At 51.5% G+C, this 22,220-nt stretch carries 20 protein-coding genes; 9 read left to right on the forward strand and 11 right to left on the reverse strand.

The window, feature by feature from the left end; translation table 11 throughout:
- Positions 1-28 precede the first annotated feature (28 nt).
- Together VFT64_09575 and VFT64_09580 are read right to left on the reverse strand one after the other, a co-directional pair.
- Positions 29-1,090, reverse strand: a complete 1,062-nt coding sequence (locus VFT64_09575; GenBank protein HEU5048075.1) for a DNA polymerase III subunit delta' — start codon at positions 1,088-1,090, stop codon at positions 29-31.
- The gene (locus VFT64_09580; GenBank protein HEU5048076.1) at positions 1,090-1,734 is read right to left on the reverse strand and encodes a carbonic anhydrase; all 645 of its coding nucleotides are present in this window, start codon (positions 1,732-1,734) and stop codon (positions 1,090-1,092) included. Before VFT64_09580 ends, VFT64_09575 begins: the two co-directional genes overlap by 1 nt.
- Before the next feature lie 348 nt (positions 1,735-2,082).
- Here VFT64_09580 and VFT64_09585 point away from each other — a divergent pair, with 348 nt between their 5' ends.
- Positions 2,083-2,721, forward strand: a complete 639-nt coding sequence (locus tag VFT64_09585; GenBank protein ID HEU5048077.1) for a TetR/AcrR family transcriptional regulator — start codon at positions 2,083-2,085, stop codon at positions 2,719-2,721.
- On the forward strand, positions 2,718-3,635 hold the full coding sequence (locus tag VFT64_09590) for an alpha/beta hydrolase (protein HEU5048078.1): 918 nt from the start codon (positions 2,718-2,720) through the stop codon (positions 3,633-3,635). Before VFT64_09585 ends, VFT64_09590 begins: the two co-directional genes overlap by 4 nt.
- A 21-nt stretch (positions 3,636-3,656) precedes the next feature.
- Here the strand turns inward: VFT64_09590 and VFT64_09595 are convergent, their stop codons facing one another.
- The 5 genes from VFT64_09595 to putA form a co-directional block, all read right to left on the reverse strand.
- A complete protein-coding gene (locus tag VFT64_09595; GenBank protein HEU5048079.1) occupies positions 3,657-4,022 on the reverse strand; it encodes a response regulator in 366 nt (121 codons plus the stop codon).
- A 307-nt stretch (positions 4,023-4,329) separates the two neighbouring features.
- Positions 4,330-5,613: a citrate synthase gene (locus tag VFT64_09600; GenBank protein HEU5048080.1), complete on the reverse strand. Its 1,284-nt coding sequence runs from the start codon at positions 5,611-5,613 to the stop codon at positions 4,330-4,332.
- A gap of 40 nt (positions 5,614-5,653) precedes the next feature.
- Positions 5,654-6,349 carry a lysophospholipid acyltransferase family protein gene (locus VFT64_09605; GenBank protein ID HEU5048081.1) on the reverse strand — a complete coding sequence of 232 codons (696 nt, stop codon included), beginning with the start codon at positions 6,347-6,349 and terminating at the stop codon, positions 5,654-5,656.
- A gap of 67 nt (positions 6,350-6,416) precedes the next feature.
- Entirely contained in the window at positions 6,417-8,558 is a 2,142-nt protein-coding gene (locus tag VFT64_09610; GenBank protein HEU5048082.1) for a trehalase family glycosidase, read from the reverse strand.
- A gap of 102 nt (positions 8,559-8,660) precedes the next feature.
- Positions 8,661-11,759 carry a bifunctional proline dehydrogenase/L-glutamate gamma-semialdehyde dehydrogenase PutA gene (gene putA / locus VFT64_09615; protein HEU5048083.1) on the reverse strand — a complete coding sequence of 1,033 codons (3,099 nt, stop codon included), beginning with the start codon at positions 11,757-11,759 and terminating at the stop codon, positions 8,661-8,663.
- A gap of 181 nt (positions 11,760-11,940) precedes the next feature.
- Between putA and VFT64_09620 the strand changes: the two genes are divergently transcribed.
- The 7 genes from VFT64_09620 (at position 11,941) to cydX (ending at position 17,609) form a co-directional block, all read left to right on the forward strand.
- The gene (locus tag VFT64_09620) at positions 11,941-12,453 is read left to right on the forward strand and encodes a MarR family transcriptional regulator (protein ID HEU5048084.1); all 513 of its coding nucleotides are present in this window, start codon (positions 11,941-11,943) and stop codon (positions 12,451-12,453) included.
- Between the two features lie 205 nt (positions 12,454-12,658).
- On the forward strand, positions 12,659-14,044 hold the full coding sequence (locus tag VFT64_09625) for a DegQ family serine endoprotease (GenBank protein HEU5048085.1): 1,386 nt from the start codon (positions 12,659-12,661) through the stop codon (positions 14,042-14,044).
- A gap of 124 nt (positions 14,045-14,168) precedes the next feature.
- The gene (locus VFT64_09630) at positions 14,169-14,441 is read left to right on the forward strand and encodes a BolA family protein (GenBank protein ID HEU5048086.1); all 273 of its coding nucleotides are present in this window, start codon (positions 14,169-14,171) and stop codon (positions 14,439-14,441) included.
- 124 nt (positions 14,442-14,565) lie between these two features.
- Positions 14,566-14,742 carry a hypothetical protein gene (locus VFT64_09635; GenBank protein HEU5048087.1) on the forward strand — a complete coding sequence of 59 codons (177 nt, stop codon included), beginning with the start codon at positions 14,566-14,568 and terminating at the stop codon, positions 14,740-14,742.
- Positions 14,743-14,755: 13 nt separating this feature from the next.
- Complete coding sequence (locus VFT64_09640; protein ID HEU5048088.1) at positions 14,756-16,291, forward strand: cytochrome ubiquinol oxidase subunit I; 1,536 nt, start codon at positions 14,756-14,758, stop codon at positions 16,289-16,291.
- A 13-nt stretch (positions 16,292-16,304) separates the two neighbouring features.
- Positions 16,305-17,465 carry a cytochrome d ubiquinol oxidase subunit II gene (gene cydB, locus VFT64_09645; GenBank protein HEU5048089.1) on the forward strand — a complete coding sequence of 387 codons (1,161 nt, stop codon included), beginning with the start codon at positions 16,305-16,307 and terminating at the stop codon, positions 17,463-17,465.
- Positions 17,466-17,477: 12 nt separating this feature from the next.
- Complete coding sequence (gene cydX, locus VFT64_09650; protein HEU5048090.1) at positions 17,478-17,609, forward strand: cytochrome bd-I oxidase subunit CydX; 132 nt, start codon at positions 17,478-17,480, stop codon at positions 17,607-17,609.
- 10 nt (positions 17,610-17,619) lie between these two features.
- On the opposite strand, the gene VFT64_09655 is transcribed toward cydX, so the two are convergent.
- The 4 genes from VFT64_09655 to VFT64_09670 all read right to left on the reverse strand — a co-directional run bounded on the left by VFT64_09655 (position 17,620) and on the right by VFT64_09670 (position 22,101).
- A complete protein-coding gene (locus tag VFT64_09655) occupies positions 17,620-20,301 on the reverse strand; it encodes a response regulator (GenBank protein HEU5048091.1) in 2,682 nt (893 codons plus the stop codon).
- 26 nt (positions 20,302-20,327) lie between these two features.
- Positions 20,328-20,669 (reverse strand): Hpt domain-containing protein, encoded by a 342-nt coding sequence (locus tag VFT64_09660; GenBank protein ID HEU5048092.1) that lies wholly within the window; start codon positions 20,667-20,669, stop codon positions 20,328-20,330.
- A complete protein-coding gene (locus VFT64_09665; protein ID HEU5048093.1) occupies positions 20,666-21,529 on the reverse strand; it encodes a response regulator in 864 nt (287 codons plus the stop codon). Before VFT64_09665 ends, VFT64_09660 begins: the two co-directional genes overlap by 4 nt.
- A 98-nt stretch (positions 21,530-21,627) precedes the next feature.
- Positions 21,628-22,101 carry a response regulator gene (locus VFT64_09670; protein ID HEU5048094.1) on the reverse strand — a complete coding sequence of 158 codons (474 nt, stop codon included), beginning with the start codon at positions 22,099-22,101 and terminating at the stop codon, positions 21,628-21,630.
- Positions 22,102-22,220: the final 119 nt, after the last annotated feature.

Consider the following 22,220-nt stretch of genomic DNA (forward strand, 5'->3'; position numbering starts at 1 on the left):
CGGGGGCAGCGTGCCGCCATACAATAAATTATAAAAATAATCTAAATAGCGTAATCACAGCCTGTTTACGGTCGAGATAGAGATGTTCTGTCTCACCGAAAAGGTTGCCAGCGCGTTCCCACATCTCCGTCCAGAAATAACCCGGTTTGCTGGCGCGTAAACCCTCAAGCGCTTCGCGCTCACCACTGAACACTTCCCCAGCAAGCCCGTTATCCAGCGCAGCCATACGGACAATCAGCCATAGCACCAGACGCTTCAATATCTGCCATTCCGCTTCCGCGTCCTTACGCGCAAACCGCTCCGCGAAGGCATGCAGTTTCAGCGTATCGGCCCCGGACAATAATCTCACAACTTCTTCATACAGCTCATCCGCCCTGCCCTGCACCAGCTCCAACGCCACACCGGGAGAAGTGCCCGACAGTAATGCCCATTTACCGTAATTGCCTTCATCAATCTGCGGTGCGCTACGGCGCATCACATCAGCAAACCCTTGCGCATCCAGCGCGGAAATCCGCAATACACGGCAACGCGAGCGTATGGTAGGCAGCAGCGCTCCCGGATTATGGCTGATGAGCAAAATCACGGCCTGTGAAGGAGGCTCTTCCAGCGTCTTTAGCAGCGCATTGGCGGAATTGCGATTCATGGCTTCGGCACTGTCAATAATGACGACGCGCCATTCGCTCTCCGCAGGCGTATAGGAAAGAAACTCCGGCACGCGACGTATCTGGTCAATTTTGATGTCATCGCCTTCCAGCACCAGCAGATCCGGATGGCTTCCGGACATCACGCGCCGCGCTGTCGGGTGGTCAGGCGCGATATGCAGGGATTCCGGCGGCGGTAATGCATCGCCAAATAATCCGCCTCCGGCATCTTCCCGGTAAGCGAGCAGAAACTTCGCCAGACGATAGGCAAGCGTCGCCTTGCCAATACCTTTTTGCCCCGTAATCAGCAACGCGTGAGGCAGGCGCTTCGCATGGATCAGCCCGAGCAGTTGCTGCTCCTGCGCCTTATGTCCGATGACATGGTCACCGTACTTGGGATGCAGTGCGAGCACTTCCTCTTCGGTTTCCTGCGTAGCTGTACGTGCCATTATTCCTCTGCCAGGGGAGAAAACGTATCCGTCTTGGCATCATAGGCGATGATAACGCCGGTTTCTATATCAAAATGCCAGGCATGCACGGTAAGCGTCCCCTGCACCACGCGCTCGGCTACCCAGGGGAATCCCATGAGATTGGAAAGAGAGGTTTTCAGAGCTTCCAGCTCGCAGCAATGATAACGTTCTTCCGGCGGCAGGTCCTTCACCTTGCTTTTCGCCTGGCTGGCAATATCCACCCATTGCGCGATGAAGCTATATTCGCCGTCGAGCGCAACAGGCGCACCATCCAGCAGGCTACGGATACCACCGCAACCGCTATGCCCCATAATCACGACATGTTCCACGTTCAGCGTGCCTACGGCGAATTCCAGCGCGGCGCTCGTGCTGTGATGCGTGCCTTTGTCCGGGCGGTAAGGCGGAACGAGGTTGGCAACGTTGCAGACCTGAAATACTTCGCCAAGTCCCGAACGCATGACAATCGAAGGGTGCACGCGCGAATCGCTGCACGCGATCACCATGACCTTCGGCGATTGTCCCTTTGCCGCCTGCTGGCGATATTCTTCAAAACGTTCGCTTGTATATTTACGGTAAAAATTCTTGTAGCCTTGGATCAGGCCTAAGATAGGGCTATCTGTCATAATGTATAAACTGCGTTGTAAGTTAATTTAACAAAAACCGCCCCCTCTTCACATAGGAGCCGCAGGCAAGTGGCGGCAATGTAACCACGACCGTTTCGCATGTAAAGTATTTTGCCAGCCTTTGTCTATTCAAACACTGTATAATAGAAGGAACAACACCAACCACAACCTAGACTCGCATAATTTTGTTGAAAAATCTCAGCAAAAATGTACTAATTCCTTATTCAACAATGTCTTATATCGAGACTATTAAGATTGTGAAACCTTTTTAATGTAAATATGATACTATTACATAACCCTTAAAACCGGCGGCCCTCTGCAGGTAACCGCCATTGACTGCAGATTTTTATGAAACCCAGACGCAATTCCGATAACCGCAAATACAAGGCTATCCTGAAAGCGGCTATCACGCTCTTCCTGAAGCACGGCTACTCGAAGACATCCATGGATGCCATCGCAAAAGAAGCGGGTGTCACCAAACAAACCGTCTATGCGCACTATCACAGCAAAGACATGCTGTTTACGGAAATCGTCAGTGAATTATGTAAGAAGCATGCTCCGTCCAAAAGCCTCTGTACCGGAAAGGAACCGGACATTGAATGCATGCTGATCAAATTCGGGATGAGCTTTTTGAATATGTTAACCAGCAAGGAAGGACTGGCAACAGTCCGGCTTGTGATCGCTGAGTCACGCGCACACCCCAAACTTGCACAGCGTTATTATGAAAGCGGCTCACGTAGAATGCTTTCCATTGTAGCGGAATTCCTTGAGCAGCAGAACCAGCTCGGTAATCTTCACATCCCTGCCCCCCTCAGTGCTGCATCTTATTTCTTTTCGATGTTGAAAGGAACGTACTACGTGCGTATACTCTTCAACATCAAACCATTGCCGTCACCACATGAGAAAGAAGTTCACGTGCGCGAAAGCGTCCGTATCTTCATGCGTATCTATGGTGGCAGCAATCCAATGCACACTCATAGCACATGAAAAAACTAAAACGCCTGCTGCCGGCGCTGTGCAGCGCAGTGGTTTTGTGCGGGTGCGCGGTAGGGACACAGGTACTGAACCTCACCGCGCCACATGACGGTTACGCCGTCTACCGCGACATTGCCTACGGAACCGATAAACAACAGCATCTGGATGCATATATTCCCGCCGTGCATGCAGTGGGCAATCCCGTCATGGTCTTTTTCCACGGTGGAAACTGGCAGCAAGGGAGCAAGAGCGATGATAAGTTCGTTGCACAGACCCTGGCCAGTAAGGGCATCACTGTTGTGATGGCCGATTACCGCCTCTTTCCGGCAGTTACATTTCCTGACTTTATGACGGACGCAGCACAGGCCGTGGCCTGGGCACACGCGCATATGGACAGCCACACACCAGGCAGTCTCTTCGTTGCAGGATATGATTCCGGTGCTTATATCGCCGTCATGCTCACGCTCAATCCGCAATACCTGCAATCAGCAGGCGGAAATCCAGGCTGGCTGAAAGGCGCTATCGGTATCGCAGGCCCCTATGATTTTCTACCCTTCAAGGATCCGAAGGTAAAAGCTATTTTCAGTAAGGTGCCGGAGGCTGACACGCAGCCTGTGAATTTCGCGCATGCCAACACACCGCCATTGCTGCTGATAACAGGAGCCGAGGATAGTGAAGTTGCTCCGGACAATTCCATCTATCTCGCAACCAAATTACGCAAATATGGCAACACAGTGGTGGAAGATGTTTATCCCGGAGTTGGCCATATGGGGATTAAGCTGGCATTCTCGGATTTCTTCCGTAGCAAGGCACCCGTGCTGGAAGATATCAGCAATTTTATCGCACACGGTTCAAGTGACGTTCAGCCGGCAACTCAGCTGCAACCTGCGCCGGTAAAAAAACCGGAGACCATTAAAAGACGATAGACCGCTGCGAGCGAATATCTTTTAGAGGATGCCGAGTTTGCCGAACTCGCTCTCGAGTTTATCCTGCGTCACCGGTTTGATGATATAGCTGCTCGCACCATTAATATAGGCGTGGCCGATAAAACTCGGATGTTCGTGGGAGGTACAGATGATAACGGGAACTTCGTCGCCGTTTTCCATGCTGCGTATTTCTCGCAGCACTTCAAGCCCGTCCATCTCGGGCATTTCCAGATCGAGCAGAAAGCAATCCGGCATGGATGTACGGCATAGAGAGAGTGCCTCCTTGCCTCCGGCTGCTTCGCTGACGGAAAACCCAAGCCTTGCTACGTAGTTCGTGATGACCTTGCGATCAAAAGGAATGTCGTCCACAACAAGGCAAGTTTTCATAAATCAAAAGCCCCTGAATAATCATATGGGGCGTGCCTCACAACGCAGCCAGGAATCTAACCCGCCAGCCGCACCTTACGCGCATTCAACGCACATAACCCGGAAAGCAGGCAACCGTTCCAACTTTACTGCAGGAAGGCAACGCCCCTAACCCGTAATAATAGCATATCATAACTTGAAATGCACCTTTTAATAGGTTATGGCGCCGCCCTATTGTGGTACAAAACCACGCTCTGCAACGAATAAAGTATATTTTCCGCAAGCATAAAGGGTATTCCACTTGCAAGCGGAACACCCTTAAACACTATTATTTACGCTGTTCGAGCGGAACGAAAGCACGTTCTGCATGGCCCGAATAGAGCTGGCGCGGACGGCCAATCTTCTGTTTCGGGTCTTCAATCATTTCTTTCCACTGCGCAACCCAGCCAACGGTACGGGCCAGTGCGAACAATGGTGTGAACATCTGCGAAGGGATACCCATGGCGCGGTAAATGATACCGGAATAGAAATCCACGTTCGGGTACAGCTTGCGATCCACGAAGTATTTATCTTCAAGCGCAATACGCTCCAGCTCCATCGCAATACCGAGCAGCGGTTCGTCCTGTTTGCCGAGTTCCGCCAGTACTTCGTAGCATGCTTTGCGCAATACTGCCGCGCGCGGATCGTAGTTCTTGTAAACGCGGTGACCAAAGCCCATCAGTTTATAACGCTTGTCTTTCACACCGGCGATGAAGTCAGGAATCTTATCCTTGCTGCCGATTTCAAGCAGCATATTAATCACTGCTTCATTTGCACCGCCATGCGCGGGCCCCCAAAGCGAAGCAATGCCAGCACCGATACACGCGAACGGATTCGCTCCCGATGAACCGGCAAGACGCACCGTCGAGGTGGAAGCATTCTGTTCATGGTCTGCATGCAGGATAAAAATCTTGTCGATCGCGCGTGCCAGAACCGGATTCACCACATACGGTTCGCTTGGATTGGAGAACATCATATACAGAAAGTTTTCCGAGAAGCTCAGACGATTCTGCGGATAGACGAACGGCTGGCCGATGGAGTATTTATACGCCATTGCGCACAGTGTCGGCATCTTGGCAATCATACGCATCGCTGCAATTTCGCGGTGCTCAGGATTATTGATGTCCAGACTGTCATGATAGAACGCGGAAAGCGAGGCAACTGCACCTACGAGAATCGCCATCGGGTGCGAACGGCGCGGAAAACCGCGATACATGAACTGAAGCTGTTCATGCACAAGCGTGCGATGCGTTATCTTGTCGATAAAATCCTTTTTCTGGGCAGGATTTGGCAGCTCCCCGTGCAGCAGCAGGTAGCATACTTCCGGAAAATCGCTCTTTTCCGCGAGATCCGCAATGTTGTAACCGCTGTAGCGCAGGATGCCTTCATCCCCGTCAATAAAGGTAATGCGGGAATCGCATGAAGCGGTAGACAGGAAACCCGGGTCGTACGTGAAGTAACCTGACTCGCTGTATAATTTGCTGATGTCGATAACCTTCGGTCCTTCCGAACCATGCAGGATTGGAAACTCGAATGTTTTATCACCAATGGTGAGCTTTGCTGTCTCTGACATTACTTCCTCCTTGAATTCTATAACCTATCGGCCACAGAACCTAGAGTTTTTGGCATGCATCTTCAATGACATTTTGCAATTTCGCCAGAAAATCGCGATTTTTCATACCGGGTGTGATATTTTCTAAAAATTCGATGACGATTACGCCCGGTTTTTTTACAAATGCATTTTTAGACCAGAATTTTCCCGAATTGAGAGCCACCGGTACAACGGGAATTCCCAGGTTCTGATAAATAGCCGCCACGCCCGGATGATAAACCGCCGTTGCGCCGGGAGCCGTACGCGTGCCTTCCGGAAAGATAACGATCGGGCGGCCTTCAGCAGCCCTGCGCTTTGCCTCACGCAGCATATGCTTCATGGCGGAAGCGCCTGCCTTGCGGTTGATATAGATATTCTTCAGCAGGATCAGATACCATCCGAACACCGGGAAGAACAACAATTCCCGCTTCAGCACATAAGCCGGGCGCTCGAGCAATATCCAGTATACGACCGTATCCCACGCGGACTGGTGTTTGGAAGCAATGATGGCAGCGCCTTTGGGCATATGCTCGCGTCCGCGCACTTCATACGTTATGCCGCACAGCACCTTAAGCATCCATAATGTTCCCAGTCCCCACAGCCGTGCAACGGTAAATACTGCCGGAGGATAGACAAGTGCAAAGGGCAATCCGCAAAGCCCCAATACAAGAATCAGAATCCAGAAGCCTGCATTGAAAATAGCGGAGCGTATAACCATAAACACCTTGGCAGATTAAATAACTGTTTCTGTTTATGGGGAAACTACCGCGCGATGGCAAGTAATATCAGCGGACGTGCGCAGGCGTCAGATGAACAAGATGCCGCGGCTCAGGATACCCGAATTCACCTGTTTTGACGCCGTCCACAGGCGCTATATCCGGATGTGTAACCTTCTTGCCTTGTATTTTCTGCAGCAGGCGTGGCAATGCATGCATAATCTCCACCACAGCACTGTTAGTCCAGGCAAATCCCTCGTCATTGGTGGCATATCCCTTGTTGATATGAATAGCCGTCTGGTTCGTACCGGTTTCAGAACTAAGCTTCTCCCACATTTTTCCGGTTCGTCCATATTCACGGATAACGGCTTTTGCATAGCGCTCGCCGATTTTCCAGGCCTCTTCGTAATAACCATAACGTTCAAGCGCTTCCATTGCAGCAACCTGGAGCGGCGCCCACATCAGCGGATAATCCCACTGGCTTCCCGTATCCTTGCGCCTGCTGGTATTCAAACCATTGGCGCTCATCAGCTGCGGCATGATGTAGGTGACAATCTGCTCGGCCTGCTTAGGCGTGGCAACACCGGCCCACATAGGAAACAGTGCCGTCGCATAGGCATATTCGCGAAACTCCGGCAGATTGTATTTTTGGTTCAACGCTTCATTGATATTCTTATCGCGGAATGAAGGAAGACGGTTTCCGTCTCCCGGGTCCCATAATTCCTGCATGGCTTCACGGGTTTGTCCGGCTTTTTGTTCCCATTCTGTTTCTTTCTGCCGCCAATGTTCGCGCATGCCCGGCTCGTCCTGCGCAAGCTGCCCGTAAAGAGCACCCATCTCTTTTTCCATCTTATGGCGAAGGGAATTCAGGCAAACGGGAATATGATTGATAATATCGACATTAAAAAAACCGAACCGGCGCGATGGGTCGAAACCGCTCTCGCGCATGGCCCAGTCGCCCCGGTAGAATTGCTCCGAGAGCTGCACCCTGCCCTCTGCATCCTGTGCGGGATGTCCCGCTTCATCGAGCGTCAGATATTGCTCGATATAATAAAGATCCCTGCGCATCTGGTAACTGAGCCGGGAAACTGCAGCCGCTTGCTGGTCATCTAGATTCTGCGCTTTCAGTATCGCCCCGATATCTAAGCCGAAATCCTGCTGCAGCTTTTCCTTAATCGTGTCATATACACCGGATAGCTCATTACGCGCTACATCGTAATGCTCGGGCTCGCTATAAAGCACTTCATCGCCGGGCGTCTTACGCTCGCTGTCATACAAGGACAATACGTGGTTATTCCCTTCTTCTGCACCGGCAGGTATATGCGGCTTTTGAAGAAAAAAATCATGATAGCGTTCCGCCTGTTCCATCGCATCTTTCAGCCAGGGCACCATGGCATCTCTTTGCACAATGGCAGATTCCTCTTCTGAAGAACGATAGTAATTATAAATATCGCGTATTTTCCCAGTCAGCAGCGGCGGATGCGACCGCGGTTTGTTTTCATCCAGATAATAGGTACGGTTTCCATTCAGAATCGCGCCGTAATGCTTCACCTCATACAAAAGATTGTCTGTAAGCCACTTGGCCCGCTGAAACTCTCCGTCCCGCAGCAGCCCGCGCACGACAAAGGCTGTATCCCACCCATACATTTCGTTGAACCGGACGCCGGGCACCACATAAGGGTGCGGCAAATAGAGAAGTCCGTGTTGATCGGCGGGCGGAGGAATCAGGCTCCCTGTCTGCGGATTGCGCTGCAGAACGCGCACTTCAATTTGCGGCAGATTCTCTTCTGTGGCTGGTATGCGATTCTTAATCACTAACCGTTCACCTTCCACGACTCTGTCGTCAATGACGGTGCACATGACAGGATCCTGCGTTCCTGCACGTGCGTATATCTGCTCTACCACAGCCGCCCTTGCATCACGGACTTCCCGCTCAACACGGCTTTTATCTTCTTCAGGAGAAATATAAAGATAGTAAGGCTGGCCGGGCACATGTTCGACCTTGGAATCTTCCATAGCCCCAAGAAACCACGATTCATGCGTGCGCGTCAGTTTTTCCCACATACTGCTGATATGTTCGCGCGCGGGTTCGGCACTTGATTCCAGAATCCGAAGCTCGGTCTCCTTCCGCAGGGCCTGGCGCAACTCCATAGCCTTGTGATTAGTGCGTCTGGTCAGGGAAGAATAAGGTGGTGGGTTATAATGGGCCATCGCAACTGTTATCTGCTACACTCGCTGTATCGTAGCAAGGTAATTACTAACATTTAATTAACGAATATTGTCAAACAGTCGTGGTGAAGGTCTAAAAACTGCTTAAGAGCCGGAAAGCAATCCCAGATTGCCACCTATAGCTGCTGTGTTCACGCTAAAAGTGCGTTCAGTCAGGAAACGCAGCAGATAATGCGGACCGCCCGCCTTGGGGCCCGTACCGGATTTTCCTTCCCCGCCGAATGGCTGCACACCCACTGTCGCACCGATCATACTGCGATTCACATAAAGATTCCCTGCCCGGATACGCTGCCTTACGAGTGCGATATTCTGCTCTATGCGGCTCTCAAACCCGCAGGTCAGGCCGAAGCCTGTGGAGTTGATTTCATCACATACGGCCGCCAGCTCGTCCGCCTGATATCGTATGACATGCAGCACCGGTCCAAACACTTCATGTCTGAGTTCGGCAATGGAAGTGATCTCGAAAAGATGCGGAACAATATACGTCCCTGCCTTTTCCTGTGCACTATCGAGCGGCGAATGGGCATGAGGATGCCCTACTATTGTCATATGTTCTATATGCTTGCGCAGCCTGTCGCGCGAAGGCTCGTCGATCACCGGTCCCACATCCACCGAAAAATCCGCAAATGGATTCCCGGTTTTGATCTCCTGCATGGCCCCTTTAATCAATGCAATAAGATCGCCAGCTATTTCCTGCTGCACATAAAGCACGCGCAATGCCGAGCAGCGCTGGCCTGCACTGCCGAATGCCGAGGTCACAATATCGTCCACCACCTGCTCCGGCAGTGCGGAACTGTCCACGATCATGCAGTTTTGCCCGCCCGTCTCCGCAATCAGCACGCCAATGGCGCCTTCGCGCGCAGCAAGGGTCCGGTTGATATGCCGTGCTGTTTCCGTAGAACCGGTAAAGACCACACCTGCTACACGTGGATCCTCGGTAAGCGCCTGCCCTACCGTTGCACCGCTCCCGGGCAGGCAGTGCAACACCGTTTCGGGAGCGCCTGCTTTATGTAGGAGCTTCACCGCGAGATCTGCAATCAGCGGAGTGCATTCCGCCGGCTTCGCCACGACTGTATTGCCTGTCACCAGCGCTGCCACAATCTGCCCGGTAAAAATCGCCAGCGGAAAATTCCACGGCGAAATACAGACGAATACTCCGCGCGGTGCAAATCCCAGACTATTGCGCTCGCCAGTCGGTCCCTGCAGCACCTCCTCCTCGCCCAACAGCTTTTCCGCCTGTGCCGAGTAATAGCGGCAATAATCCACCGCTTCACGCAGTTCCGCCACCGCGTCGCTGAGCGTCTTGCCAGCTTCACGCATCAGCAGCGCAATGATCTCCAGCCGGTTTTCTTCTAAAAGTACAGCAAATTTACGAATAGTCTCCGCCCGGCTTTTTACATTTGTCCTGCTCCAGCTGCCAAATGCCGAACTAGCGGCGGCAACGGCACGATGCGCCTGTTCCGGCGTGGCAAGGAGTGCATATCCTACAATGCTGTTGCTGTCCGCAGGCTCGGTGATCGTCAGATCATACTCTTTATCTTCCGGCTTCGCCGTTCGCCAGAAACAATGCCGGAATTCAGCAAGCCCCAATCTCAGCTGCCGCAGCATATGGAGATTACCAAGATCCACGCCGCGCGAATTCTCGCGGTCACTATAGAGATGCGGCGGAGCGGGTATATGATCATGCGGCCGTCCGCAGCTTCGCCTGGTCTTGACTATCGGATCGGCAAGTAACTCTTCCGCCGCCGTATCGTGATCGGCAAGCTGCCTGACGAAGGAGGTGTTCGCACCGTTCTCCAGCAATCGCCGCATCAAATAGGCAAGCAGATCCTTATATTTCCCGATCGGGGCATAAATGCGGCAAGGTGCCTCCTGCAACAGCTGCGCGTGCAGCGCCTCACCCATGCCATATAAACGCTGGAACTCATAAGGCTGCTTACGTTCCTTCACCATCTCCAGAATTGAAGCCGCCGTCAGCGCATTATGCGTGGCAAATTGCGGATAGAAACACTCGCCATCCGCCAGTATTTTCTGCGCACATGCCAGATAGGAAACATCCGTGTGTTCTTTACGCGTGAAGACAGGATAGCCCGGCAGTCCGGCAATTTGCGCGGCCTTGATTTCCGCATCCCAGTATGCGCCCTTTACAAGCCTTACGTTCATGCGTTTGCGTGCCGCGCGGCTTAACTCCGCCAGATAATCCACCGCCTGCACGGCCCGCTTCTGGTAAGCCTGCAGCACATAGCCAAGCCCGTCATAATCACGGAACTCCGGCAGCTCGAACAGTTTACGAAAAATAATCAGCCCGATATCGAATCGTGTGGCTTCTTCCGCGTCGATGGAAACGCTAATGCCGGCCTGCATAGCAAGCCGCACAATTTCAGCCACTCTTGGTAGCAATTCGCGCACGAGTGTTTCCTCATGCACAAGTAAATAACGCGGATGGAGCGCGGAAAGCTTCACGGAAATTCCCGGCGCCTCATGCAGGCCTGCTGTGCCACGGTGTTTTCCGATAGCGGCAATCGCATCGCGGTAGGCATATAAATAAGCCTGCGCCTGTGCGTCGCTGCGCGATCCTTCTCCTAATATATCATAAGAGAAACGATACCCTTGCTTTTCATACGGCTGGGATTTTTGTAATGCGCCGTTAATTGTCTCACCCAGCACAAACATACCGCCGACAATACGCACGGCCTCTTTCAGCGCTTCCCGCGCGAGCGGCTCCCCCACCCGCCCGACGACCTTGCCGATCATTGATGCCGCCGTTTCCTCTCGCCCAAGGCCGAGACCGACAATTTTACCCGTCAGCAATAGCCCTATGCTCGATGCATTGACAAAAAAAGATTCCCCATCGCCGACATAGGCGCTCCAGTTTTTATTATGGAACGTATCCTCGATCAGCCGGTTCGCCGTATGGGCATCGGGAATGCGCAACAAAGCCTCCGCGAGGCACATGATTGCCACGCCTTCATGCGTATTGAGCCCGTAGGTACGCAGGAACGCCTCGATTCCGCTTCCCGTCTTTGCACGGCTGGCCTCGGTCAGTTTCATCGCCCGCAGGCGCGCAGCATCTTTATATTCTTCATAACCTGCAAGCTGCGCAAGTAGATCCTCCACGCATTGCGCCTCATCGGCAAATGCAAGTGAACTCAGACGGATAAGTTCCGAATCAACGATATGCATAAACGGATTATAACAGGAACGATCTGCGGATGATAGTCAGCGTTACCGCTTCCGGAAAAATCGCATGTAAATTTTATGGAAATATCTTTTTTATGTTGCATTCTTTATACGTTCGCATTAATTTGCATACAAATGATTTGTGTTGCGATTTAATATACATCCACCTGAAAACGGAGGAAATATGTCTCTTAGAAATACAGCTCAAATAGCCAACCCGGAATCTACCGGCGCCAGCACAGACCATTTCTCCCAAAGCAGGGATGATTACGGGCGTGCTATTATCAAACTGCTGCGCAAAACCGCGCAATGCATGGATACCCACTCACGCTTCCTGACCAAGCAATACGATCTCACTATCCCACAGGTCATGTGCCTGTATGAGGTGTTTGAGAAAGGCGCGACAACCGTCGCTGTGCTGGCGGAAAATATCCATGTCAGTTCCAGCACACTCATCGGCGTAATCGACCGGCTGGAAGAAAAACGTTTTGTCAAACGCATGCGTGACGGCACCGACCGCCGCTCCGTCTATATCAATATAACCGCCAAAGGGCATCAGTTCGTGGTGGAGACCCCTTACCTTCTGCATAACAGGCTGCGTGACTCCATCAACGCACTCGACCATAAAAAACAGCTGATGATCGCCGATGCGCTCAATACCATCAATCAGTTGCTTGAACAAAGAGAAGCGGTGTAGCATAATGCGAACCACTTAATCCTTCTGGAGGTGGTCATGCGCGTTTTTGGTGCGCGCATATTGCATAATGTAACATATTACACAGCAATCCTCTTTTTCACTCTTTAAATGATACATAGCGCATACTATATCCATCTTCATGCGTATAAGCTCTTGCCTGATGCAAGAAACCGTTTTGTCCGTTCATAATCTTATGGAGTTCATTATGAGAAAGTTTGTTATCCGCCTTATCGCTACGAGCCTCCTGACCGGCGTAGCATCCCTCTGCGCGCTTCCCGCCCAGGCCGCCATTCCGTTTATCGACACCATCGGTAAGAACGACCAGCAGGAACCGAGCCTCGCCCCCATGCTGAAACAGGTGACCCCGGCTGTGGTCAACATTTCCACCAAAGCCAGCATGCGTGTCTCCAACCCTTTGTTTGACGATCCGGTTTTCCGCAATTTATTTAACTTCCCCGGGGGCATGCCGCAGGAAGAGCGCGAAGTGCAGGCCGTCGGCTCCGGTGTGATCGTCGATGCCGATAAGGGTTATGTGCTGACCAATGCGCATGTCGTTGAACATGCCAAAGAAGTTTTCGTAACGCTGAAAGATAAACGCAAAATTAAAGCGGAAGTGGTCGGCAAGGATGCTGAAACCGATCTCGCCGTATTAAAAATCAAAGCCGATAACCTGACTGCCATTAAGGTTGGCGACAGCGGCAAACTGGAAGTGGGCGATTTCGTCGTAGCGATCGGCAATCCGTTCGGACTCGGCCAGACGGTAACCTCCGGTATCGTAAGCGCGTTAGGCCGCAACGGCCTGGGTATCGAAGGCTATGAAAACTTCATCCAGACCGACGCCGCCATCAATCCGGGCAATTCCGGCGGTGCGCTGACAGACCTGAAAGGCAACCTGATCGGTATCAATACCGCCATCATGTCGCGCTCAGGCGGCAATGTCGGCATAGGCTTCGCAATTCCGGTCAGCATGGCGGTTGATGTCATGCACCAGCTGATCGAGCACGGCTCTATCGAGCGCGGCCAGCTTGGCGTTCATATTCAGGATATCACGCCTGAAATCGCCAGTGCGATAGGCACCAGCGTGCATGAGGGTGCGCTCGTGGCCAAAGTGGAAAAAGGATCGAATGCTGCGAAGGCAGGGATAAAAGAAGGTGACGTGATTACGAGCGTCAACGGTCATCCGGTTACGGGCGCCGTTGACTTACGCAACCGCGTCGGCCTTATGGGAATTGGTGCGAAAGTCGAAATGGAAATCGTGCGCGGCGGCAAACACGAAACGATCAGCACCACCATTGGCAAGCGGACCGAAATGTCCTCCGAAGCCTTGGGCAACGAGATTAAACTGCTGAAAGGCGCTACCCTTGCCGATATGCCCGAGGGCAACCCCGTTAAAGGTGTTCAGGTCACAAATGTGAATCCGGAAAGCCAGGCGGCTGCAGCGGGAATTGAAAAAGGCGACATCATTACTTCAGTCAACCAGAAACGTGTCACCAGCGTTGCCGAGCTGATCGAAGCCGCCAGACAGCATCCAAAAACCCTGCTGCTTAACATCCAGCGCGGAGACGCTGCCTTATTTATTGTGATTCAATAAATTAAGCCAAGGTGATCTTTCGGTATGTATGGCGGGTTTACTACCCGCCATACTGCAATCATCTTGAAAAATAATGCGTTTTATGCTGCAATACTGGGAAGTATAATTATCCGGGTATTGCTGCATGCGAAAAATAGACCTGATGCGCCAGAAGCTGGAAACCGCCTTCAAGCCCGTCCATCTGCGGATATATGATGAGTCATTGAAAAAGATGGAATATTCCGGGGAAAGGGCAAGGCCGGAAACCTATTTCTTTGTCGATATCGTTTCCGATAAATTTATGGAGATGCCACGCAGCGAACGCGTGCGCCTTATCAATGAAGCCCTGAGCGACATTTTCCGCGGCAGCAAACACACCCTTGAAATTCACGCCAGATCGCCGCAGGAACAATCCTGATTCAAGACATTGCCACATCTTTTCCGTGTGCAACTGTGTCATATCTTTCCGATGTCACTTGACTAAGATCAATTCCTTCTCATAGTACGGGTGATAAATTGCGGGCTTAACGACATATCCCGATATGACGAAACCCATGAAGCTGAATCTGAGAAAAGACATCACGATCGCGCTGGCCATTAAATTTACGGCCTTGGCGCTGCTTTGGTTCTTTTTTGTCAGGCATCATGAAGTCGTCCCCAATACCGAAGACACAACTCACCACTTTCTCTCCTCACCCTCTCCCACCCCGAAAGCATAGGTAAACCATGCACATGGATCCGATCGTTCTCTCACGTCTGCAGTTCGCAGCCACGGCATTATATCACTTCCTGTTCGTGCCGCTGACGCTGGGGCTGTGCTGGCTTCTCGTCATACTGGAAGCGACTTACATCATGACCGGCAAGACAATCTGGCGCGATGCAACCCAGTTCTGGGGAAAATTATTCGGCATCAACTTTGCCATGGGCGTGGCCACGGGTATCACGATGGAGTTTCAGTTCGGCACGAACTGGGCCTATTACAGCCATTATGTGGGAGATATTTTCGGCACACCGCTCGCCATTGAAGGGCTGATGGCCTTCTTCCTCGAATCCACTTTCGTCGGCCTGTTCTTTTTCGGCTGGAAGAAAATGAGCAAGGTGCAGCATCTGTTCGCCACTTTCTGCCTGGCATTCGGCACCAATCTTTCCGCCGTCTGGATTCTGATTGCCAATGGCTGGATGCAGAACCCGGTCGGCGCATATTTCAATCCGGATACGATGCGCATGGAAATGAGAAGCTTTTATGATTTGATCTTCAACCCCGTCGCACAGGCCAAATTCGTCCATACCGTAAGCGCGGGTTATGTCTGCGGGTCCACCTTCATGCTAGCCATCTCGGCGTACTTCCTGCTGCGCGGCCAGCATATGGAAATCATGAAGCGCAGCTTCGCCGTGGCCGCTTCCTTCGGCCTCGCAAGCGCGCTCTGCGTGGTCGTACTGGGGGATGAATCCGGTTATACGGTCAATGAAAACCAGAAAATGAAGATGGCTGCAATCGAAGCCATGTGGGAGACCGAACCCGCTCCGGCAAGCTTCACACTGTTCGCCATCCCCGACCAGGAGCATATGCGCAATGATTACCAGATTACGATTCCCTGGATCATGGGCCTGATTGGCACACGCACCTTCAACGAAAAGATCAGCGGCATGAAGGAGATCGTCGCCGAAAGCGAACAGCGTATCGCAAGCGGTATCGAAGCATATAAGGCGCTCGGCGCAGTGAAAGCAGACCCGAAAAATAAGGACCAAAGGAACATTCTGTCTGCCCATGCTGAGGATCTCGGTTACGGCCTACTGTTGAAAGCCAAAGGCATTGAGCCAGCCAAAGCCACGCCGGAACAGATCCATACGGCGGCACTCAGCCTCATTCCAAGAGTCACGCCATTATTCTGGAGCTTCCGTATTATGGTACTGTGTGGCGTTTGGTTCATTCTTCTTTACGTGCTGGCATTCCGTGCCTCGGTCCTGCGGCGCTTTGACAATCCGATGCTGCTGAAAGCCGCGCTGTATAGCCTTCCCCTACCGTGGATCGCGATCGAGCTGGGCTGGATCGTGGCCGAATATGGTCGCCAGCCCTGGGCCATTCAAGGTGTTTTGCCGACCGGACTCGGCGTCAGTGCGACCTCAACCGAACTCGTGCTGACCAGCCTGCTGGGATTCGTCATCTTCTATAGCAGCCTGCTGGTGGTGGATATTTACCTGATGCTCAAATACGCGAAGAAAGGCCCCTCCCTAAGCCCGGAATCGCTTGCCCAGATCACCGTATAAAGGAGTAAATGCCATGATTCCTATTCCCTTCGATTATGAAACACTGCGCGTTGCATGGTGGGCGCTGTTGGGTATATTGCTGATCGGTTTTGCCGTGATGGACGGGTTCGATATGGGCGTCGCCTTCCTGAACCCATTCCTGGCTAAAACGGATACGGAGCACCGCATTATCATCAATACAGTTGGCCCCGTGTGGGACGGCAATCAAGTCTGGCTGATTCTCGGCGGCGGCGCAATCTTTGCTGCATGGCCTGCCGTATATGCGACAGCCTTTTCCGGCTTTTATCTTGCGATGTTCCTAACGCTTGTAAGCCTTATCCTTCGTCCGGTGAGCTTCGAATACCGCAATAAGTTCCCTAACCCCAAACATCGCCGGATCTGGGATTTTACCCTGTTCGCTTCCGGACTCGTACCGCCGCTCGTGTTTGGCGTGGCATTCGGCAATCTGTTTCAGGGCGTGCCGTTCTATCTCGATGAGATGAACCTTCCCCATTATCAGGATAGCTATTTCGGCAGTTTCTTTCATCTGCTGAATCCATTCGCCCTGCTATGCGGCCTGACCAGCGTCACCATGCTGGCAACACATGGCGCTGTCTACCTTGCCGCAAAAACCCGCGGCCCCGTTCAGGAACGCGCGATAAGCACCATCTATACGGGACTCACAATCTGGCTTATCCTGTTCGCTATAGGCGGATTATGGGTAGACCATATCACCGGCTTCGCCATCAGCGGAACCATTGACCATGCCGGCCCATCCAACCCGGATCATAAACAGGTCGTGCTGCAAACCGGCGTATGGATGCAGAACTACCTGTCCCATCCGGCTCTGTTCATCGTTCCGTTACTGGCTGTTCTTGGCTGTGCGGGTACCGTCATGCTCACAAAAATGAAGCGCCATGCCACCGCTTTCATCGCCAGCGGCCTGATGGTTGCAGGCACGATCGCCACCGCGGGTATTTCCCTGTTCCCCTTCCTGCTGCCCAGCAGCCTGAAGCCGAACCAGAGCCTGACCGTGTGGGATGCAAGCAGCTCGCATATGACGTTATGGCTGATGACAATAGCCGCCATTATTTTCGTGCCGATCATCCTCACCTACACGAGCTGGGCGTTTCACATCATGCGCCAGGCCGTCAGCGAGGAAACCATCAAAAATGACGGCGATCACCTGTATTAAAGGAGAAAAACAATGTGGTATTTTTCATGGATTCTGGGACTGGGCATGGCCGTGCTGTTCGGCACGCTCAACGCTATGTGGCTGGAGATGCACCTGGAGCGCAAAAGCAGATTGCAGAAGATTGATATAGAGAAGAAAAACTAAACCTCTGACCCTAACTGCTTGTCGCCGGAATATACACCTGCATCATCTGGTGTATCTGGGCAGGCTTGACGGGTTTATTGACATAATCGTCCATACCCGCCGCAAGACATAGCTCCTTCGTCCCCTGCATTGCATCGGCCGTCAGCGCAACAATGGGAACATGCCGGCCTGACTGCGCTTCAAATTTTCTGATCTCGCGCGTGGCTTCATAACCGTCCATACGCGGCATCTGACAGTCCATGAAAATAATATCATAGGGAGTTTCTTTTGCTTTCTCCACGGCTTCAATCCCATCTTCCGCCAGATCGACATTACATTTGATCTTCTCAAGAATAATCTTCATAAGCTGGCGGTTCACCGGCTGGTCATCCACCAGCAGCGCGTGGACATGCGAGTAATCCAGCAATGTATGATGCGGCAGCCCGGCAGATTTCAGCGTGGTGTGAAGCGCTTCCTCGAGCGTGGTCTTAGTGACCAAATCAGGAATATCCTCAAGCCGGTGTTCCCATAAATACACCAGCATATTAAACAGGTTGGACTGGTAAAGCGGCTTGCTGATGACGCCGGAAATACCTTTTTTTCTGAGATTATAATCATCCAGCATCAGGCCGGGAGGCACACAGAGAATCGTCTGGGTTTCATGCTTGCTCTCCGGTCCTTTGAGCCTCTCCACCAGCGACATCCATCCCGGAAGCTCCGTATCGATCAGTACGAAGCGATACGGTATTTCTGTCAGCTCTGGATTGGAAAGCAGTGTTAACGCAGCTTTGGTGTTGCCAACGCTATCGCACTTAATGCCCCAGCTCTCAAAATATCCTGCAAGCTGCTGTTGCGCGGGCGGGTAAGGCACTACGATAAGAACACGCGCGTTGCGTAGATCTTCAGGGGCTCGCTGTTGTATAAACGGTTTAGCAGGATCGGAAACAAGCGGCAGCGTAAACCAGAAAGATGAGCCATTGCCTTCAGCACTGCGCACGCCGATTTCCCCGCCCATGAGCTCCACCAGCTTTTTGCTGATGGAAAGGCCGAGTCCCGTGCCACCGAACTTGCGGGTCGTGGATTCTTCACCTTGCGAAAACTCATTAAATATCTGCGACAGTTTTTTCACAGGAATCCCAATCCCTGTATCCTGCACTTCCACATGCATGACCGGCGGTTCGTGCCTGGTCATCTCAACACAGATAAACACATGGCCACGTTCGGTAAACTTGATGGCATTGCCGACAAGATTCATGACGATCTGGCGCAGACGCAACGGATCGCCTAACACATGATGCGGCAGATCCAGAGAAATGGCCACCATCAGCACAAGGCCCTTGGCAGCTGCGCGCAGATACAGCAGGTCCGTCACCGTTTCAATAACATTATGCAGATTGAAAGGCACACGGCTCACCGTTAACTGACCCGCCTCGATCTTGGAAATATCCAGAATGTCATTGATGATATCCAGCAGGGCCTCGGCCGACTGGTGAGCGGTCTGCAGCCAGTCGCGCTGTTGTTTGGTCAGATCCGTATCCAGCACCTGGTCGACCATGCCGAGCACGCCGTTCATTGGTGTGCGGATTTCATGGCTCATATTGGCCAGGAAAGCGCTTTTGGTTTTCGAGGCCATTTCCGCATGCTGCTTTGCTTCGGCCAGCTTAATAATGTTAAGCCAGTAGATTGCCAACAGCGTCATAATGGAAAGACCGGCAATAAGCACCGAAAACACGATCATATGCCGCAGCAGCCAGGGCGTGTCATTCGTAAAGGTGAACATTATTTCACGCGTGCTGTTGCCTACCCTGAGCACGCGCTTTACATGGAACACCTGTTCCGTCTGCAATTCCAGGAACTGGGCTATATTAAACCATGCTCCTGCGTTGTCGGATAAAGCGGGGAAGATGCCTTCATAATTATTGGCAACTGAAATCTGCAGATCGTTTGCCGCATTAGTCGCCCCTGTGGAAGCAATAAGCCCATCCATATTTAATGTCAGCCCTACAACACCGGCAAGCTCCGTACCGTTATGATATACAGGGTAAAACAAATCCAGCACCAGAGGACCGGCACCAGCATGTTTTTCAGAGGCACCGCTAATAACATCCCGAATCGAAAAATTCAGCGATGCAAAGGTATTTTGTTTTTTGGCTACCTTAATGGCATCCAGCACATCAGGCATGGTTGCCAGATCGAGTCCTAGCATATCATTCAGCGGATATTGGAAATACACCGGAAAATGTTTTCCCTCCGGCACTGAGTCTGGTTTCTTATCTGCCGTATGTACTAAATAACCGGGCAAATGCCTGGCAGCCTGTTCCGTAAATTTCGTGAGATCCGCATCATGCACCTTAGGAACCCACATCACGGAATCCACTTCCGGGCGCAGCAGAAGATAGGGCGTCATGAATTTATTAAATGTCTGCGGCGGAATATCATTTTCCACATTCATGAAAAAACTGGCGCTTTGCAGAATGCTCTCATCGCCCCGCAATTCCTGATCAAGCGCAGCGGCAATATGATCGGCTCGCTGCTCGTAATCCGCTAATTCTTTATGATTTTCCAGCTGGAGCAGGCGCCAGGAAAGCAGAAGACTCAGCGGCAGCCCGATCCCGGTTGTCACGAGCAGCGCTGCAATAACCTTGCGCGATGGCAGGCGCCTCCTTACGGAGGCTACTATTTCACGCAACATTTTCAGCTCAGTGCCGCTCATAATGTAACCCGCATGCGTAACGGAGATTATCCCGTGGCAATAATATCGAGAAGGAAGCGCTTTACTACGTCGTATTCCGCCTTAATCTTTTCCAGCAATTCGCTCTTGAAAGAAGCCGGGGCATTTTCCTCGTCCTGAGCAATCTTGCATAACTCACCGAGTTTCTGCGCCCCCAGATTCAGGCTGATCCCTTTTAGTGCATGGGAATGCGCATGCCAGGCAGGAACATCCTGAGCTCCCATACTGTCTCCCAACGCAGCCAGTTCTTTTTCGAACGAGATAAAAAACTCTTCGAAGAGGCTCTTTTCGAGCTCGGCATCACCATCTGTCATCGTACGCAGATTGGTTAAATCCACAGGCCCTGTCATACATTCCCCCTTTGGTTCGAGTGCCGTTCGGTTTTATATTTATCAATAGCGTCTGTAACCTTCTTTTTGCCGTAAGGTTTGACAATATATCCATTCACGCGGTTATTACGCGCCGCAACAATATCCGCTACATCATGATTCCCGGTGACCATGATGATATAGGCATCTTCATCGAAACGGCGGACCACTTCAGCAAATTGATGCCCGTTCGTGCCGGGCATCTCCACATCAAGAAACACAATGTCAGGCGCATGATTCAAATAGAGCTCCCATGCCGATTTCGCATTAGGTGCAATATAGGTCTTATGCATATGCTCCAGTACACCGCTCAAGAGCTTGGCAGAAAAAAGCTGGTCCTCCACGATCAGTATTTCAGGACTGGGGCGCAATATCCTCGCCTTTGCAATAGCCTTGAACATGGCCACCTGCTCTGCAGTCACATGAAACACTTCCGCTTTACCGGCAGCCATCTTTTCCTGAAGCAGTTTCAGTTCCTGCCTGCATCGCTGCAGCAGCAGATCCGAGTCCACATCGGATTGCAGGTCGTAATAGGTTTCTATATCTTTTAAATTGTCTTGAAGAATCCGGTGATAGAAACAGCCATATAACGCTTCCACAATACTGCGATGCACACCGGACCAGCACACTACGATATCCCCGTTATGGAAAAAATACACTGCCGCCGGATTATCCTTCAGCACGGAACCAAGCGCGGGTAATACGGTTTCATGGGTCAGACGGTATGAAAGCTGCGACGTTTTAAAATATAACGCTCCCCAGGAATAGTTATGCTGCTTTACCTTTTCTACGAAGGCCACCAGCTTTTTTTCAGCATCTTCCGCTATAATATCAATTAACATATCTCTGGCACAACAATTTGAAAAAGCAAAACGAGTTCTTTTAATCAGCGCGCCATCTTACACTTCTGGCAGCATACGTACAACCATAACATACCTGATCACCCCTTCGCATTTCTTTCTGATACAAATTTCTGGATGACGGATAAAATCTTATCCTTGCTGTACGGCTTCACCACAAAGCCTTTTGCCTGTATCTCTTTAGCCTGCTGCACATATTCTATCTTATTATTCGCCGTCACAAGAATGATATAGGCCAGGCGATCAATAGAGGAAATGAGCTTGGCAAGCCGGTTGCCATCCATATCCGGTAATTCAATATCCAGCATGACGATATCGGGTGCATAATTGAGATAGGATGTCCAGCCCTCTCTCGCATCGGCAGCGGCATGAACCGTATAAAATTGTTTCAACAGCCCCGTCAGCAATTGCCTGGAAAAAGGCTGGTCTTCGACCACGAGTATCTCAATTTTGGAGCGTTTTGAACGCGCTTTCATGGTCGCAACAAAAATCTCCATCTGCTTGAGAGTAGGTTGAAATGCCGACACTAATTCAGTATGCGACGGCTTATTCATGATTTCTCCTGTTTAAACGCGTAAAATTTTATATAAATTAATTCTTTATCCCAAAATCAAACACAACGAAAAGCTTGGCGTTAATAGATTTTTATCAATTATAAAGTAAAATAACTCAC

Source organism: Rickettsiales bacterium (genome assembly GCA_035765535.1).
Lineage (GTDB): Bacteria > Pseudomonadota > Alphaproteobacteria > Rickettsiales > JABCZZ01 > JABCZZ01.

Coding starts and splice junctions, on each gene's coding strand:
- VFT64_09575 (HEU5048075.1), bottom strand. CDS start 1,090: ATGGCACGTACAGCTACGCAGGAAACCGAAGAGGAAGTGCTCGCACTG.
- VFT64_09580 (HEU5048076.1), bottom strand. CDS start 1,734: ATGACAGATAGCCCTATCTTAGGCCTGATCCAAGGCTACAAGAATTTT.
- VFT64_09585 (HEU5048077.1), top strand. CDS start 2,083: ATGAAACCCAGACGCAATTCCGATAACCGCAAATACAAGGCTATCCTG.
- VFT64_09590 (HEU5048078.1), top strand. CDS start 2,718: ATGAAAAAACTAAAACGCCTGCTGCCGGCGCTGTGCAGCGCAGTGGTT.
- VFT64_09595 (HEU5048079.1), bottom strand. CDS start 4,022: ATGAAAACTTGCCTTGTTGTGGACGACATTCCTTTTGATCGCAAGGTC.
- VFT64_09600 (HEU5048080.1), bottom strand. CDS start 5,613: ATGTCAGAGACAGCAAAGCTCACCATTGGTGATAAAACATTCGAGTTT.
- VFT64_09605 (HEU5048081.1), bottom strand. CDS start 6,349: ATGGTTATACGCTCCGCTATTTTCAATGCAGGCTTCTGGATTCTGATT.
- VFT64_09610 (HEU5048082.1), bottom strand. CDS start 8,558: ATGGCCCATTATAACCCACCACCTTATTCTTCCCTGACCAGACGCACT.
- putA (HEU5048083.1), bottom strand. CDS start 11,759: ATGCATATCGTTGATTCGGAACTTATCCGTCTGAGTTCACTTGCATTT.
- VFT64_09620 (HEU5048084.1), top strand. CDS start 11,941: ATGTCTCTTAGAAATACAGCTCAAATAGCCAACCCGGAATCTACCGGC.
- VFT64_09625 (HEU5048085.1), top strand. CDS start 12,659: ATGAGAAAGTTTGTTATCCGCCTTATCGCTACGAGCCTCCTGACCGGC.
- VFT64_09630 (HEU5048086.1), top strand. CDS start 14,169: ATGCGAAAAATAGACCTGATGCGCCAGAAGCTGGAAACCGCCTTCAAG.
- VFT64_09635 (HEU5048087.1), top strand. CDS start 14,566: ATGACGAAACCCATGAAGCTGAATCTGAGAAAAGACATCACGATCGCG.
- VFT64_09640 (HEU5048088.1), top strand. CDS start 14,756: ATGGATCCGATCGTTCTCTCACGTCTGCAGTTCGCAGCCACGGCATTA.
- cydB (HEU5048089.1), top strand. CDS start 16,305: ATGATTCCTATTCCCTTCGATTATGAAACACTGCGCGTTGCATGGTGG.
- cydX (HEU5048090.1), top strand. CDS start 17,478: ATGTGGTATTTTTCATGGATTCTGGGACTGGGCATGGCCGTGCTGTTC.
- VFT64_09655 (HEU5048091.1), bottom strand. CDS start 20,301: ATGAGCGGCACTGAGCTGAAAATGTTGCGTGAAATAGTAGCCTCCGTA.
- VFT64_09660 (HEU5048092.1), bottom strand. CDS start 20,669: ATGACAGGGCCTGTGGATTTAACCAATCTGCGTACGATGACAGATGGT.
- VFT64_09665 (HEU5048093.1), bottom strand. CDS start 21,529: ATGTTAATTGATATTATAGCGGAAGATGCTGAAAAAAAGCTGGTGGCC.
- VFT64_09670 (HEU5048094.1), bottom strand. CDS start 22,101: ATGAATAAGCCGTCGCATACTGAATTAGTGTCGGCATTTCAACCTACT.